Source organism: Paenibacillus soyae (assembly GCF_024623455.1).
Classification (GTDB): Bacteria; Bacillota; Bacilli; order Paenibacillales; family Paenibacillaceae; genus Pristimantibacillus; species Pristimantibacillus soyae.
Map to the genome: position 1 here is coordinate 1 of NZ_JANIPJ010000042.1, position 14,883 is coordinate 14,883.

A 14,883-nucleotide genomic window follows, 5' to 3' on the forward strand; every position below is an offset into this window, starting at 1 on the left:
CCCGAGAATACAAGCAAAATAACCTACAAAAAGAAGATGCCCATCCCAATATATGGGTGTGGACATCTTCTTTTTGTTTGAACTTTATTGTTCACTTGAAAATGCGTAAGTTCTTCAGTGGCCTCGCATCTTCCCCGGCGTCTTCTTCGCGATGATTAGTTTTGTTCAGTATGGGCTTTGAAATTGTCTATGATCGCTTGCCAGCCTGCTTGCTGGAACTCGACGGGATTTGAGCTTTCCGCGTCGAACGTTTCCATGACCTTCGTCTCATTCCCTTGATCGACGAAAGCAATATCCACTCTTCTTCCATCTTCCGTGGTGTAGCCGATCGCCTCATTCCATTCGCTCAGGCAGCCCGAATCGAGAAAATAATGGCGTATGAATGAAGTTTTGAACGTGCAGGATTTGATTTTCTTTGGTTTCGATGACGTGGATGCCCCAGGGTACCAGGCCAGGGCCCTCTTTGCAGGGCATATACTGAGCCAAAGCCGGATAACCGCCATTCACCGTAATGGGCACAAATCGCGAACCTTCGCAATGCCAGCGAGTAAGCGAATAGAAGGCGGACAAATCTTCCTTGCCGCGGATCCACATCTCGAACGGCGGCATCGACATGCAGCCTTCCTCGTGGAACAACGCGACAAGGGCAGCAATATCGAATTGCTCGAAGGCCTCCACATACCGGGACAAAAGCTGCTGCTCCGGATGAACGTCCATGCTGCTGAGCTCATCTGAGCGAAGCTGCGCCCGGTCCATCGTCCCTCGGGCTCTTTGCAAGGCGCTGTTCACCGCTGCCGGCGACATCGCGAGCGTATCCGCGATCTGCTTAGAGGACCATTCAAATACATCCTTCAAAATGAGTACTGCACGCTGCCGCGGAGGCAAGGTCTGCAGGAGAGCGATGAAGCACAGTTGAAGGGTATCTCTGCGCACGAGCCGATCCTCCGGATTGCCCTCAAAGTCGGGAGACGGCCAAATCCAGGCAGAGTTCGGAAGCGTGTCGCGCGGCTCGACGATGGCGGAGGCCGGGTCAAACAGGTCAACGGGAAGCGCGCGGCGTTTGGATTGTCTCAGCTTGTCCAAGCACAGGTTGGAGGCAATCCGATAGACCCAGGTTTTAAACGAAGAATCCTGTCTAAACGTGCTCCAGCTCTGCCAGACCCGAATACTCGTTTCCTGAACGGCATCGTCCGCATCGTCCATGGAGCCTAGCATTCGGTAACAGAACGAGGTTAAGCCCGGCTTCAAGCTTGCAAATAATGATTCGTCGAATACGGTATCGTTCATTGTGGCCTCCCTTAACGATCTCCCGAGGAGTGGTACCCTCATTATATGCAATGAAGCGGACAGCCTCAATCCGAATATATAGTCGTCGCTTATTAGGAAACAAAAATCCCGGACGATTTCCGTCCGGGATTTCCCTGGCGCTATTAAGATTTAATGTTTCGCAGCACTTCCTGCAGGAACGTCCACGTCCGCTCCACGGAAGAGATGGACAGATGCTCCTGCGGCGTGTGGATTTCGTACAGGTTCGGTCCATAGGACACCGCGTCGAGATCCGGCATCTTCTCGATGAGAACCCCGCATTCGAGGCCTGCGTGAATGGCCTTGATCTCAAGCGGCTTGCCGAACTCTCGCTCGTACGCCGCTTCGAACACGGGGCGCAGCTTGGAATCGGCTCGGTAAGGCCAGCCGGGGAAGTAGCTGTCTTGAGAGAAGCCGCAGCCGGCCGTCTCGGCCAGCGTCTCCATCCAGCGTACGACGTCATCCGTTTGCGAACGAAGCGAGCTGCGCGCAAGGCTTTGCAAGACGATTTCCTGCTCGCCCGTCGTGACGACGCCTAAATTCGAAGAGGTTCGGACAAGGTTCGGAATCGCTTTGTCCATGCTGATCACGCCGCTCGGAATAAGAGCGAGGAGACGAATGACGGCTGCTTTCGCCTCGTCCGAGAACACCCTCCCGGAGGAAGCGGCACCCGCGCCATCCGCATCCCAGCCGGCTTGCAGCATAACGGACACGCCGGAGTCGCTCACCGAATATTCGTCGCGCAGCGTACGGTTTATCTCGGCGATTCGGGATTCCGCGATGGTTCTGCCCTCCGGGGTCAAGTATACAGCTGCCTCCGCCTCGCGCGGAATGGCGTTCACCTTCATCCCTCCGTTCACGCCGGCAAGCGCGAAGTCCGTATGGCGGCGCAGATCGTCGAGCACCCGGCCCAAGAGCTTGTTGGCGTTACCTCGTTCATGGATGATATCGTCGCCGGAGTGGCCCCCCGTCAAACCGTGAACGTTGATCGTATAAGGCTCACCCGCATCCATCCCCTTCTCCTGCCAGCCCGCCTGAACCGTATGATACAGGTTGATTCCTCCGGCGCTGCTGACGAACAGCATGCCCTCCCGGTCCGAATCGAAGTTAATCATCATGCGGCCCTTCAGAGGCGAAGCGTCGAGGTGGAACGCGCCGCCCATGCTCGTCTCTTCTTCCGTCGTGAGCAGAATTTCCAGCTCCGGATGCGCGAGCTCGGGCGAATCGATAATCGCCATCGCCGTCGCGACCGCTATGCCGTTATCCGCTCCAAGCGTCGTTCCGTCCGCATAGATCATGTCGCCTTCGATTTTGAACCGGATCGGATCCTTCTCGAAATCGTGCTCGGTGCCTTTATTTTTCTCGCACACCATGTCGAGATGCCCCTGGAAAATAACCGCCGGCGCCGATTCGTAGCCCGCGGCTGCCGGCTTCCGGATGATTAAGTTATGCCTGTCGTCCTGAAACACCTCGCAGCCCCGCTGTCTCGCGAAATCCGCGACGAAATCGCTGACCGCCTTTTCGTTCCCGGACCCCCGGGGTATTCTCGATAGCTCTTCGAACAGACGCAAAACTTTGCTGTCGCCTTGGTAGACCTTTGTTGCCGCATCGCTCATCGATTCGTCCTCCTCTTTTATAGATGTCTCGTCAGTTCCTCGACGAATTTCTCTAAGTATGTCTGGTCCGTCTCGTCGAACCGGTCCAGGCTCGGACTGTCGATGTCCAGCACGCCAAGCAGGGCGCCGTCCTTCAGGATCGGCACAACGATCTCCGACCGGGATGCCGCGTCGCAGGCGATATGCCCGGGAAACGCATGGACGTCAGGCACCCGCACCGTCGCCCGTTCGCTGGCCGCTTTGCCGCAAACGCCGCGGGGTAGCGGGATGCGTACGCATGCCGGCAGACCTTGGAACGGACCCAACACCAGCTCGCCGCCTTGATAGATATAGAAACCGACCCAATTCACGTCGTTCAAAAATTGGCGAAGCAGCGCCGAAGCGTTCGACAGGTTGGCGATCCTATCGCTTTCTCCCTCCAGTAATGCGTGCAGCTGTCGAATCAGCAGCTCGTAATTTTGCTCTCGAGTGCCGCTATAGGATTCCGTATGAAACATGGTCAAGCTCCTTTTCGAATTGATTCATGATGCTAATACTTAACTCAGTTAAATATAAAACTCTCGATCTGCGCATGAAGGACTCTAACCTGGCCAAGCAACGGTTGCCTCTCGAGCAGGAATCGGCGAAGCGTCCTCTTCGTAACCAGCAAAGGATACATTCCGCTCGCCTCCGTTCCCCTCATTTTATATCAAATTGAGTATAATCATCCAGTCCCGGCCTATGATATACTCCCTTGCGAAAGCGCTTTCCATCTCAATATAAGGAGGCGGTCCACCTATTTTTGCTCAGGCTCGAAAGATCGTTCCCGTCCAATCCTAACGAAGGAGAAGATGATTGATGAAAAAATGGAAGCTCCTGCTCCTGGCGGCATTGTCTTTGCTGCTGCTCCCTACGCATTTATTCGCGTACAGCAATCCATTAGGGCCCTCGAATCCGTGGCGATGGTCAAATAACGATTTTTACGGCGAAGGCGACCCCTATATTCTGAAATTCAATGGTACTTATTATTTGTACGTCAGCACGGTTGATGACCAAGTTGGCATTAAGGTATGGTCCTCCACCAACCTGGTTGATTGGACCTATCGCGGGCTCTGCTCCACGGAAGCTCTCACGAAAGCGGCTTACGCGCCTGAAGTCGTGTATTGGAACGGACTATTCTATATGTACACCTCGCCTGGGGGGAACGGCCACTACGTATTGACCAGCTCGAGTCCGACGGGGCCCTTCGTGCCGGCGACCGGCAATCTCGGCATGGGCATCGACGGCAGCGTCTTCATCGACGACGACGGCAAATGGTATTTCTACTCGACCGGGGCGAATACGATCAACGTGCGTCCGATGAATAGTCCAACCGCGTTCGGCGCGCCGATATCAACGGGATTGTCCATGGCCGGCTGGACCGAGGGCTCGACCACCTTCAAGCGTAACGGCATCTATTATATGACCTATACCGGCAACCATGTGTGGAGCACAGCCTACCGGGTTGATTACGCGACCAGCTCGAGTCCCACGCTCGCCTTCTCCCCCGCGGCTAGCCAGAATCCGGTGCTCATCGATACCGAAGGCGCGAATGTCGGACTCGGGCATAACAGCATCGTCAAGGGACCGGATCTGGATTCCGATTACATCGTTTATCACAGCCATGCCCATGGCGGCAACCTCACCTATCCTGGCCGCCGAATGAATCTGGACCGCGTCGTCTGGAATGGAGATAAACTCGTCGTTCTTGGTCCGACGACTTCATCGCAGCAAAATCCGGAGCTTCCGGATTTCGAAGATCGTTTCAACCGCGCGGCTATCGGAACAGGCTGGAATAACGTCGGCGGCGGCACCTGGGGCATCTACAACCAGCAGCTGATGTGGCAGGACACGATCGGCAATACGTCGACTTACCGGCAGGTAACCTCCGCAAGCAGCGCTAGTGATTATACGGCAGAATTCCATCTGAAGCAAATGAAGCAAGGCAACAGCGCGAATCCGGTATACGGCGTCGTCTTCTCATATACGAACGAGAGCAACTACGGCACAGCGGTATTGAACCGCAGCCTGAACCGTCTGGAGACGAATTTCGTGGTTGGCGGCGTCAGCCAAGGCTGGCAATACGCGTCGCTCCCCGCCGGTTACGACTATACGAAATGGCATCAACTCCGCGTGGAGAAATCCGGATCGGCTTTCACCATCTTCGTCGACGGAATGAAAAAGCAGACGCGGACGGTGAGTGGACTTGGCGGCGGAAAGATCGGGTACACGACAACGGATGCTCACGCCGATTTCGGGTATACGGCATTCAGCAACAAAGTCGGCGGCAGCAGCGCGTGGAACGCCTACAAGCCATTGCCCGGCAAGATTGAGGCCGTCCACTATATGAACGGCGGCGAAGGCGCTGCCTATCACGATCTGTCAGCCGGCAATACCGGCGGCGCGTATCGCGGCGGCAACGTCGACATTCGCCATTCCGCGGCCGAAGGCAAACACGTGACCGGCTGGAACCAGACCGGCGAATGGCTGAAATATCGGGTCAACGTTGCGGAATCCGGCTTCTACGATCTTGACGTTCGTTACGCCACGACGTTTGCCTCCGCCAGCTTCCGCCTATGGGATGGAACGACCGATTTGACCGGCATTGTGGCCGCGCCGAACACGGGCGGTTGGGAAAGCTGGAGTACCGTAAGCAAGAAAGGGCTGTATTTAACCGCGGGCTATCATGAGCTCCGGTTTGAATTTTCCCAGGGGGAATTCGATTTCAGCGGAATGACGTTCTCGCGAGGCGATGCCGTCGTCGCCTTATCCGATGACTTCAACGATGGCAACGATAACGGTTGGACGCGGTTCGAAGGCAGCTGGTCCGTTGCATCCGGCGAGCTAAGCTCGGCCGGCGGCGGTTCGTTCGCCAAGACGACGATCGGCAGCGACCTCTGGGCTGATTACACCGTCGAATCGGACATCAAGCTGATCGGCACGACAGGTGACGCTGGCATCCTCGTTAGGGTTAACAATCCTTCTAACGGCACCGTGCTTGCGAATAATCCGGATTACGTGCAAGGCTATTATGCGTTCATCAAGCCAAACGGCGTCTACCTGGGCAAGATGAATTACGGTTATCAGGCGCTGGCCTCCTCCACGGTGACCCTTGCGCCTTCCGTCTGGCATCGCATGAAGGTGGTCGCAAGCGGGACGACTATTCGCGTATATGTCGGCGATATGGCGACTCCAAAGATCACTTATCCGGATAACAGCGCGAACCCGTTCACCCATGGCAAGGTTGGTCTTCGAACCATGAATAACCAGACGAGCTTCGATCATTTCCTCGTTACTTCATAATAATGATGCAAGGGCGGCATGCCTAACACGCATGCCGCCCTCTTCCTCGCTATTTTTTAACCTGAAATGCCCCCATCTTCTTGCGATACGGCTCTCCAGCCATGCGATTCCAAATGAGCGAGATAACCTTCGACGGGAATCTCCTCCAATTCAATGACGCTGGGCGCCAGAGAAACCCAGCATTCATCCGCGGAGTAGTCGAGCGTAACCTTCGCCACCTCGTAGCCGTTATGAAATTTGGCATGAAAACCAGGGTCGTGAATCATATCCCCTACAACGGGACGGATAACGGATTCGTACGTTTTGGTCATGGGGACAATCTTCGCGAAGATCATCAAATGGATTTTCATAGCGCCGCTCCTTATAATTCGACGGTTTTGGTTGCGACGGCGTCGCAGAACTCGCGGTCATGCTCCACGAACAGAATGGTCGGCTTATGCTCCAGCAGAAGCTCTTCGATCTGCATCCTCGAGATCACGTCAATGAAATTAAGCGGTTCGTCCCAAATATGCAGATGGACCCGTTCGCACAAGCTTTTGGCGATCAGCACCTTCTTCTTCTGGCCTCCGCTGAACGAGGACATATCCTTCTCGAACTGAATCCGAGAGAAATCCAGCTTGCGCAGGATCGCTTTGAACAAGCTTTCGTCAATATCGTTATCCCTTGCATAATCCGTCAAATTGCCTTGCAGATGCGAAGTGTCTTGCGAGACGTACGAAATTTTGAGCTTGCTGCCTCTTCTGAACGTTCCGGTATACGTCATCTCGTCACCGCAGATCAGCTTCAGAATGCTGGACTTCCCGGAGCCGTTCCGGCCCGACAACGCGATTCTCTCGCCTTGGTTGATCGTAAAGCTCACGTCCCCGCAGACGGCTCTCTCCCCGTATTGAATCGAGACCCCGTCAAGCTCGACGAGCTGATGTTTATGATAAGTGAGCTGCGAAATTTTAAGACTGTCGGAGCTTTCGATGTTTTTCAGCAGCTGCGACTTGTCCTCGATCGCGGACTGCTGGCGCTGCTCGATCGATTTCGAGCGCTTCATCATTTTCGCCGCTTTATGTCCGACATAACCTTTGTCGACCTTGGAGCCGGAGTTTCGCGTCCCGTTTTTCGTCTTCTCGACCTCGTGGGACCAATTGCTTGTTCTTTTCGCCGCCTCCGACAGCCGTTTGATGTCTTTCCTGAGGCGCGCGTTTTCAGCCAGCTCATAGTCGTCCTGCCGCTTCTTGTTCTCCCACCAATCCGAGAAATTGCCCTTCTGGATTTCGATATTCGTTCGGTTGATGGACAGAATGTGATCCACGCAGTTGTCGAGGAACGCACGGTCATGCGATACGAGAATAAAGCCTCGTTTGGCCCGAAGATAGTTGCTGACAAGCTCCCTTGCCTGCCTATCCAAATGGTTGGTCGGTTCATCGATCAGAAGGAAGCGGTCCTCCTTCAGGAACAAGGCGGCCAGCAGAACCTTGGTCTGCTCCCCGTTCGACAACGTGTTGAATGGCCGGTACAGGACGTCATCGGAAACCTGAAGCAGCGACAGCTCGCGCATGAATTGCCATTGCTGATAGTCCGGCACGATCTCCTCCACCACGTCCGCGGTGAGATATTCCTTATGCTCTACCTGAAAGGGAAAGTAATCGAAGCCGACCTGCGCGGATATCGCGCCGCCGTCATCCAGCTCGCCGAGAAGCAGACGCAGAAAAGTCGTTTTACCCCGGCCGTTCCGTCCCGTGAAGCCGAGCTTCCAATCCGAATCGATGCGAAAGCTGACGTCTTCGAAGATCGGATCGTAGCTTCCGTCGTAAGCAAAGTTTAGGTTTTGCACATTAATTAATGACATAAAGGATCCCTCCCGTATGGAAAATAACAAAAAAGCCGCAAGAAAGTTGCTTCCTGCGGCTCCATATCCATACGTCAAATCCGTCCCCATGAAATGAGGATGGGAAATGGGTAAACGGGTAGAGCGAAGGGAAATGCAACTTTCTTGCCATCACAAATAAAACAGTCGCTTACTGCTTAAACAAGCGTTGTTTTATTCCGTCAGCAAGAAAATTACTTCATTTCCCTCTTCAACCCCGATCCTTGAAATTACCAGTAGCTTAACATAATTTCGATATTCGGCGCAAGCCTCCAGCCGCGGATTTCCATTTCCGTAATTGCCAGTTTATTCTGCAATAAACGTATTACGGAGCGTTCCGATTCCTTCAACCGATGCTTCGACGACATCGCCGGGCTTCAGCCATACCTGCGGGCGCCTTCCCATGCCGACGCCGGGCGGCGTCCCCGTGCTGATCACGTCGCCAGGCTTCAAGGTCATCGTATTCGACAGGAAGGAAACCAAATAAGGGATATCGAAGATAAGCTCCTTCGTGCTGGATTGCTGCATCGTTTCCCCGTTCAGCCGCAAGGAAATCTCGAGCCGTCCGGGCTCCGGAAGCTCGTCGGCCGTGACGATCCACGGCCCGAGCGGCGCGAAGCCGTCGATCGCCTTGCCGCGCGTCCACTGCGGCTCGTTCAGCTGAATATTCCTTGCGGAGACGTCGTTCATAATCGTATAACCGAAGACGTAATCCATAGCCGACTCGAGGGGAATTCGCTTAGCCGTCTTCCCGATGACGACCGCAAGCTCGACTTCGTAGTCGCATTGCTCGACCTCCCAGGGAATGACGATCTCATCGTCATTCCCGGCCAGGCAATTGTTGAACTTCGGGAATAATACCGGCACCTTCGGCACTTCCATGTTCGATTCGATGACATGGTCGTAATAGTTCAGACCGATGCAGATGATTTTCTCCGGATTCGTAAGCGGCGGCAGCAGCTTCACGTCTTCAAGCTTGCAGCGCTCGATATTTCCATTCGTTAACGCGATTTGCGGAAGCTCGATAACTTCCTTAGCTGTTATACCGGCCTCCAATACGTTAATGCTTCCATCGTTCTCGAGGCTGCCGACGCGCAACCGCCGTTCAGGGTCATGCTTATAGTAGAATTGCACAAGTTTCACGAAACGTCCCTCCGCATCATTTCGATTCGTAGCCAAGCTTCATCATCCATGTTATCTTACCGCAAAAACAGACGGGAGTGCATACGCTTTTGAAAACCTAGTCCCTGCATAATCCAGAGCTGGGATACGCATGCTAGAGTGTACAAACTTTTCTGGCAAAGGAGCATGCGGCATGTCGAACAACGATAATTATAACCATAACCAGCATGATCACACGGATAATAACGACCAAAGGCTGAACAGCGTACACGGCGGAGAGTTCCGGAACGGACGCAAGAGCCAGATCAAGAACAATAATCCGAACGGCGACGAAGTGCCGAATGAATTCATCAGCACGAACGAGCATCGGGATTAAGAGACAATCGAACAGCTTCCGCGCAATAAGAAATCGGCTGCCAGCCTTGGCAGCCGATTTTTTGTTATCCATTCTTCACAATGAGCGCTCCGTCCAGCACTTCTCTCAGATAACGCCCGGTTAAGGAGCCTGCAGCGTTAGCGATTTCCTCCGGCGTACCGGAGGCTACGATCGTGCCTCCTTTGCTGCCGCCTTCAGGCCCCATGTCGATCACGTAATCCGCGACCTTAATGAGATCCAAATGATGCTCGATCACAACGACGGAATGCCCCGCGTCTACCAGCTGATGAAGACAATCGATCAGCTTCTGGATATCGCTGAGATGCAGCCCTGTCGTCGGCTCGTCGAGCACGTAAAGGTTGTGCGAGCCTCTCTTCAACTTGCCCAGCTCGGTCGCCAGCTTTATTCGCTGCGCTTCCCCGCCGGACAAAGTCGTCGACGACTGGCCAAGCCGCAAATAACCAAGCCCTAGCTGATGTAAGACGCTTAGCTTGTGAAGGATGTAGGGATGATCGGCAAAAAAGTCGATCGCGTTCTCAATGCTCAGCTCCAGAACTTGGGCTATGTTCCGCTCGCGGACGCGCACCTCAAGGACGTCTTCGTTAAATCTCGCTCCTAGGCAAACCGGACAAATCGCCTCAACGTCCGGCATGAATTGAAGCTCTGTCGTCACGATGCCTTCGCCTTGGCAGTTTTCGCATCGCCCGCCGTTTTTCTGGTTGAAGCTAAAATCGTTTTTGGTCAACGTCTTGCCGAGTTCAGCCGCGGCATCCGCGAATAGTTCCCTGATTTTATCGAAAAAACCGACATAGGTAGCCGGGTTCGACCGTGAGCTTCTGCCAATTGGGGATTGATCGATCGTAACGATGCCGGTTAGTTGATCATGTCCGAATAACTCGTCATGCTCGCCCGGTACAATGCGCGCGTCGTGGAAGTGAGCATAGAGCTGCTTGCAGATCACTTCGTTAATGAGCGTGCTCTTACCCGAACCGGATACGCCCGTCACGCAGGCTAACACGCCGAGAGGGAGATCAAGGTCAACGTCTCGCAAATTGTTCGCCCGGGCTCCTCTCAGAGATAACATGCGTCCGGACGGCTGACGGCGCGAAGCCGGAACGACGATCTCGCGCGTGCCCGCCATAAATGCTCCCGTGATGGAATCGGGATTCGCGCGCAGCTGGGCCGCTGTCCCCGAGGCAACGACGCGCCCGCCGCGAACGCCGGGCTCGGGACCAATCTCGACAATATAATCGGCGCTCCGAATCGTATCCAGATCATGCTCGACTACGATGATCGTGTTACCGATATCGCGAAGCTTCTTCAGAGTGTCGATAATCCGGCTGCTGTCTCTGGCATGGAGTCCGATGCTGGGCTCGTCCAGAACATACAGCATCCCCATCAGCCCCGAGCTAATCTGGGTGGATAACCTTATCCGCTGAGCTTCCCCGCCCGAAATCGTGTCCGACCGCCGTCCCAGGCTTAAGTAGTCGAGACCAATATCCAGAAGCAAGGATAGACGGGCTTGAACTTCCGCGATAATTTGCTGACCGACGCTCTCCTGTTCAGGCGGAAGCTTAATCGTGCTTAGAAATGACTGAAGCTCAAGCAGCGAGCGTTCGCTTAGCTGGTGTAGATTCGCTCCGCCAACTTCCACGAACATCCGCTGCGGCCTCAGCTTCTTGCCCTCGCAATCAGGACAAGTATGTTCAACCATTACCCGTTTGTAGAACTCTTCTTCCAAGGCGGAGGTTGTCGTTCGTTTCAGGAACAGCTTGTACCACCAATTGATGATAGGCACCATGCCTGCGAAGCTCATCATTTTGCCGGTATGGCGAAGCTGCGTCTTCGGCGCGTCGGGACCCGGATCGAAGAGGAACTTCTCCCCTTTCGTTCCGAACATGAGAAGGTCTTTAACTTTGTCCGGCAAATCCTTGTAAGGCGTGTCAAGCTTGAAGCCGTAGTGGGCAGCCATGCAACGAACGAGCGCCCAATGCCACGTATCTTTGCTAGGACCGAGCAATTTGGGATCGATTGCTCCCTTTTCAATGCTTTTATCGGCGTTCTTTACGAGAAATTTGGCTTCAGCCCGCTTAAAGGTCCCAATTCCGCCGCATGTCCGGCAAGCGCTGCTCGGATCGTTGAAGGAAAAATATTGGGCTTGGAGCTCTCCCATTGTCAGATGGTGCTCCGGGCATGCGAATCCTTCGTAGAACCGGGATAAGTCCACAACGCCGTCTTGCGGTATGCTCTCGATTTCAAAGCGTATGAACCCTTCGCCTACAAGCTTGAGACTGTTCTCGATCGTTTTTCCAAGCGACTTGAAAATGTCGGGCTGAACAGCCACCTTATCCACGACGACCTCCATGCGATATTCGGCTTCCTCATCCAGCTCGATCGTCTCGCTTAATTGGTAATACTGTCCGTCAACCCGAACGGTCCTGAAGCCTTTGGAACGGATCTCGTCGAAGGTGGTCTCCAAGCTCTCTCCGAAAAGCTTGTACACCGGCGCCAGTACTTCCACTACTGTCCCTTGCGGAAGCTGCCGTATATGCTCGATCATCTGACCGGCCGAACGAATAGGAACCGGTTTCCCGCAGAACGGGCAATGGGCTTTCCCGACAGTGGCGTACAGCAGACGCATGAAGTCGTAAATATCGGTCATCGTGCCGACCGTCGAGCGAGGGTTTACGATGCCTTTTTTCTGTTCGATCGCGATAACCGGCGACAAGCCGAATACAAAATCGACGTCCGGCTTTTTCACCTGATTCATTCTGCTCTTCGCGAAGGTTGACAAGGAATCAAGGAATCTGCGTTGGCCTTCGCCATAGATGACATCGAACGCAAGCGAAGACTTGCCCGATCCGCTTACTCCGGTAATGACAGTTAGCTGCTCGCGAGGAATATCGACGTCGATGTTTTTCAGATTGTTCTGCCTAGCTCCTCTGACTTCGATAAACTTCTTCATGCGAACCCCCCGCTTTCTCCCGACATCCAATCATCCGACTCGTACAGATAGGCCGGTTCTTGGAGCATGACGCGGCTTTTCGGCGTCGCTTTCGTCTGCGCGTCCAGCTTCGACAACAGCTTCTTCTCGGCCAGCCAATCGCAGACCATCGCCATGCTGCCCGCATTGATCTCGATGAGCGCGCCGAACTTCACGACGATATCCGTAACCGTCCTTACGTCCCCTTCTTGCTTCATATAAGATAGCAGGGGTTGAAACAAACGCTCTGCGCGTTCATTGAAATACGCGTTAATTCTCCCGATTGTCTCATGAGCCTTCTCTTCGGAGAGCGGGCCGCCTACCATTTCCGTATAAACCGCCTGGAATAAGTCCGGATTTAGGCGTAGCGCCTGTTGAACCGATTCGCGCATGGGCACTTCATTATGCTGCAGCACTTCGATTTGCGACAGGACATCCGCCATCTTGATGATCCAAAATGCGCTGTACACAGGGTCGCCCTTCACGTATAGCCACTTCTCGGCTTTGGCGATTAACCCTAGCGCATAGCTGCCCAGCTGCATCAGCCGAAGATTCCGGTCACGGTCGCCTACATGCCGGATTTGCTCGAAATAATCGGCAATCGTGCGGTCTTTGACGAACAGCAGCGTGCTCCTTGCGAGTATCGATTGACCGAAGGAACCTCCTATCGTCCGCTCCATCGATCGTTTGAAATCGTTTCGCGTCTGTATGCTGACGTTGATCGGCACCTCCATCTCGACAAAACAAGTGTATCCCGTCGCCAGCTTTTGATCGTGCACAATGATTTTGAGATCGATATCCGATTTTTCCCACACCTGATCGTAAGATAGGCTCCCGAGCAATATGGCCGCGAGAACTTGCTCATCCTGTTCAAGCTTCCTGACAAATCGTTCTAATGCCTCGCGAAAATACGACGTCATTTCCTCATTGCTTTTGGCAGGCTTCATCCGCACTCTCCCGATACTTTGGAATCCAACGTTCGACCAATTGTTGGTAATAATTCCATTATGCAATCAACCGCTTTCATTGCGCAATTCCTTTTTTCGATCATTGTCATATTATTATCGCGCTATACTTGGCTGGACCTCCACGACGACTGGATCCAGCAGTCGTCCCCCTACATAAGGCAGTAGTCTCCACTTGCCGGCCTCGGGCAGCTCGATCGAGCTGACGGTATGCCGGTCCGCTCCGTTAAGCGCTCCAGCCAAAGCATTGGCCGAGGAGAACGGCGCCGACGAGAATACCTCGATCATCGCTTCGGAATGCTCCTTCACGGCTTTCACTTGGAAAGGACCGTCCAAGCTGTCTACTCCCCCCCAGAAATGCCACATGACCTTCTGGGCCTGCCCAGCTCGGAAGTCGACGTCGATTATTCCGATTTTCCCTTCCTCGCCGCGCATGGAGGACGAATCCGACGAGAAGACTGGTGAAGGGCTCCACGGCATAGGATCTTCCAGCGTAAGAAGCGAATTGCCGTATGGCACATCGTCCAGAAGTACAGTTATGATCCATTCCCCGCCTATCGGCAGAGCGAATTGCGCCGTATAACGCTGAAGGCTGTCATAGCCGCTGCTCGGCGTCGTTATGAGCTCCGAAGAAAGCTCCTCTCGAACGCCAGTCCGCCGGTGCTCGGCTTGAATCTCCAGCCTTTTCCCCTCGAATGCATGGAATGAAGCCTCGAACGAAAACAAATAGCCAAAAGTCACCCCGGCCGTAACGTTAGGATCCGGGTAAATCGTAAATAAAAGCTCTCCTTGTTCATTAAAAGCTGTACCTTCATGCCATGCAGCCGCTCTCGGCGATTGCGTGCTCTGTTCCGTCAGCAGGCCAACCGTCAGCGCTCCGACAGCCAAAGGAATCAGTAATACGGGGGCCCACCGGGAGATGCTCGATTTCTTCTTCCCGTTTTTCGCGCGCCGCATCACGTTCAACTTCAGCTCCTGTGTAAAATGTTCGTTCGAGAAAGGGGATTCCGCCAGCTGCTTCTCCAATAAGTGATGATCGCTCATTCGATGCCGCCTCCTATTCATGATTCGCTAACGTTGCCATCAGTTTTTTCTTCGCCCGATGCGATCTCGATTTGACGGTTCCCTCCGAAATGTGAAGAAGCTCCGCTATTTCCTTCACCGACAGGCCGAAATGATAATCCAGAATAAGAACTTCCCTATATTTTCGGAGGCCACTGAAAAAGTCCATCTCATAGAAAAAGGTACAGTCATTCAATTAAATTGAAGAGGCTGTACCTTTTTTTCTGTATAATTGAGTCATAACGAAAAGCAGGTGAGTGCGGATGATTAGGAAA

The 14,883-nt window shown here is 53.8% G+C and carries 13 protein-coding genes; 2 read left to right on the forward strand and 11 right to left on the reverse strand.

Features of this window, described 5'->3' with window-relative positions; all coding sequences use genetic code 11:
• Window positions 1-155: 155 nt before the first annotated feature.
• The 4 genes from NQZ67_RS29565 to msrC form a co-directional block, all read right to left on the reverse strand.
• Window positions 156-299 carry an SRPBCC family protein gene (locus tag NQZ67_RS29565; protein WP_371825374.1) on the reverse strand — a complete coding sequence of 48 codons (144 nt, stop codon included), beginning with the start codon at window positions 297-299 and terminating at the stop codon, window positions 156-158.
• A gap of 34 nt (window positions 300-333) precedes the next feature.
• Window positions 334-1,287: a sigma-70 family RNA polymerase sigma factor gene (locus NQZ67_RS29570; RefSeq protein WP_257453063.1), complete on the reverse strand. Its 954-nt coding sequence runs from the start codon at window positions 1,285-1,287 to the stop codon at window positions 334-336.
• A 143-nt stretch (window positions 1,288-1,430) separates the two neighbouring features.
• Window positions 1,431-2,921: an aminoacyl-histidine dipeptidase gene (locus tag NQZ67_RS29575; protein WP_257453064.1), complete on the reverse strand. Its 1,491-nt coding sequence runs from the start codon at window positions 2,919-2,921 to the stop codon at window positions 1,431-1,433.
• 17 nt (window positions 2,922-2,938) lie between these two features.
• Window positions 2,939-3,418 (reverse strand): free L-methionine (R)-S-oxide reductase MsrC, encoded by a 480-nt coding sequence (gene msrC, locus NQZ67_RS29580; RefSeq protein ID WP_257453068.1) that lies wholly within the window; start codon window positions 3,416-3,418, stop codon window positions 2,939-2,941.
• Between the two features lie 340 nt (window positions 3,419-3,758).
• On the opposite strand from msrC, the gene NQZ67_RS29585 reads away from it, so the two are divergent.
• Window positions 3,759-6,242 carry a family 43 glycosylhydrolase gene (locus NQZ67_RS29585; protein ID WP_257453070.1) on the forward strand — a complete coding sequence of 828 codons (2,484 nt, stop codon included), beginning with the start codon at window positions 3,759-3,761 and terminating at the stop codon, window positions 6,240-6,242.
• 56 nt (window positions 6,243-6,298) lie between these two features.
• Here NQZ67_RS29585 and NQZ67_RS29590 read toward each other — a convergent pair whose 3' ends face one another.
• From NQZ67_RS29590 to NQZ67_RS29600, 3 genes are all read right to left on the reverse strand, one after another.
• Window positions 6,299-6,592, reverse strand: a complete 294-nt coding sequence (locus NQZ67_RS29590) for a hypothetical protein (protein ID WP_257453072.1) — start codon at window positions 6,590-6,592, stop codon at window positions 6,299-6,301.
• A gap of 11 nt (window positions 6,593-6,603) precedes the next feature.
• Window positions 6,604-8,082: an Lsa family ABC-F type ribosomal protection protein gene (locus tag NQZ67_RS29595; RefSeq protein WP_257453074.1), complete on the reverse strand. Its 1,479-nt coding sequence runs from the start codon at window positions 8,080-8,082 to the stop codon at window positions 6,604-6,606.
• A gap of 324 nt (window positions 8,083-8,406) precedes the next feature.
• Window positions 8,407-9,243 (reverse strand): fumarylacetoacetate hydrolase family protein, encoded by an 837-nt coding sequence (locus NQZ67_RS29600; RefSeq protein ID WP_257453077.1) that lies wholly within the window; start codon window positions 9,241-9,243, stop codon window positions 8,407-8,409.
• Between the two features lie 172 nt (window positions 9,244-9,415).
• Between NQZ67_RS29600 and NQZ67_RS29605 the strand changes: the two genes are divergently transcribed.
• Window positions 9,416-9,598, forward strand: coding sequence for a hypothetical protein (locus NQZ67_RS29605; RefSeq protein WP_257453079.1), 183 nt, complete (start codon window positions 9,416-9,418; stop codon window positions 9,596-9,598).
• 64 nt (window positions 9,599-9,662) lie between these two features.
• On the opposite strand, the gene uvrA is transcribed toward NQZ67_RS29605, so the two are convergent.
• From uvrA to NQZ67_RS29625, 4 genes are all read right to left on the reverse strand, one after another.
• Entirely contained in the window at window positions 9,663-12,563 is a 2,901-nt protein-coding gene (uvrA, locus tag NQZ67_RS29610; protein ID WP_257453081.1) for an excinuclease ABC subunit UvrA, read from the reverse strand.
• Window positions 12,560-13,528: a nucleotidyltransferase domain-containing protein gene (locus tag NQZ67_RS29615; RefSeq protein ID WP_257453083.1), complete on the reverse strand. Its 969-nt coding sequence runs from the start codon at window positions 13,526-13,528 to the stop codon at window positions 12,560-12,562. The genes uvrA and NQZ67_RS29615 overlap by 4 nt, the downstream gene beginning before the upstream one ends.
• Window positions 13,529-13,642: 114 nt before the next feature.
• A complete protein-coding gene (locus tag NQZ67_RS29620; RefSeq protein WP_257453085.1) occupies window positions 13,643-14,590 on the reverse strand; it encodes a DUF4871 domain-containing protein in 948 nt (315 codons plus the stop codon).
• A 13-nt stretch (window positions 14,591-14,603) separates the two neighbouring features.
• The gene (locus NQZ67_RS29625) at window positions 14,604-14,777 is read right to left on the reverse strand and encodes an RNA polymerase sigma factor (protein ID WP_371825375.1); all 174 of its coding nucleotides are present in this window, start codon (window positions 14,775-14,777) and stop codon (window positions 14,604-14,606) included.
• Window positions 14,778-14,883: the final 106 nt, after the last annotated feature.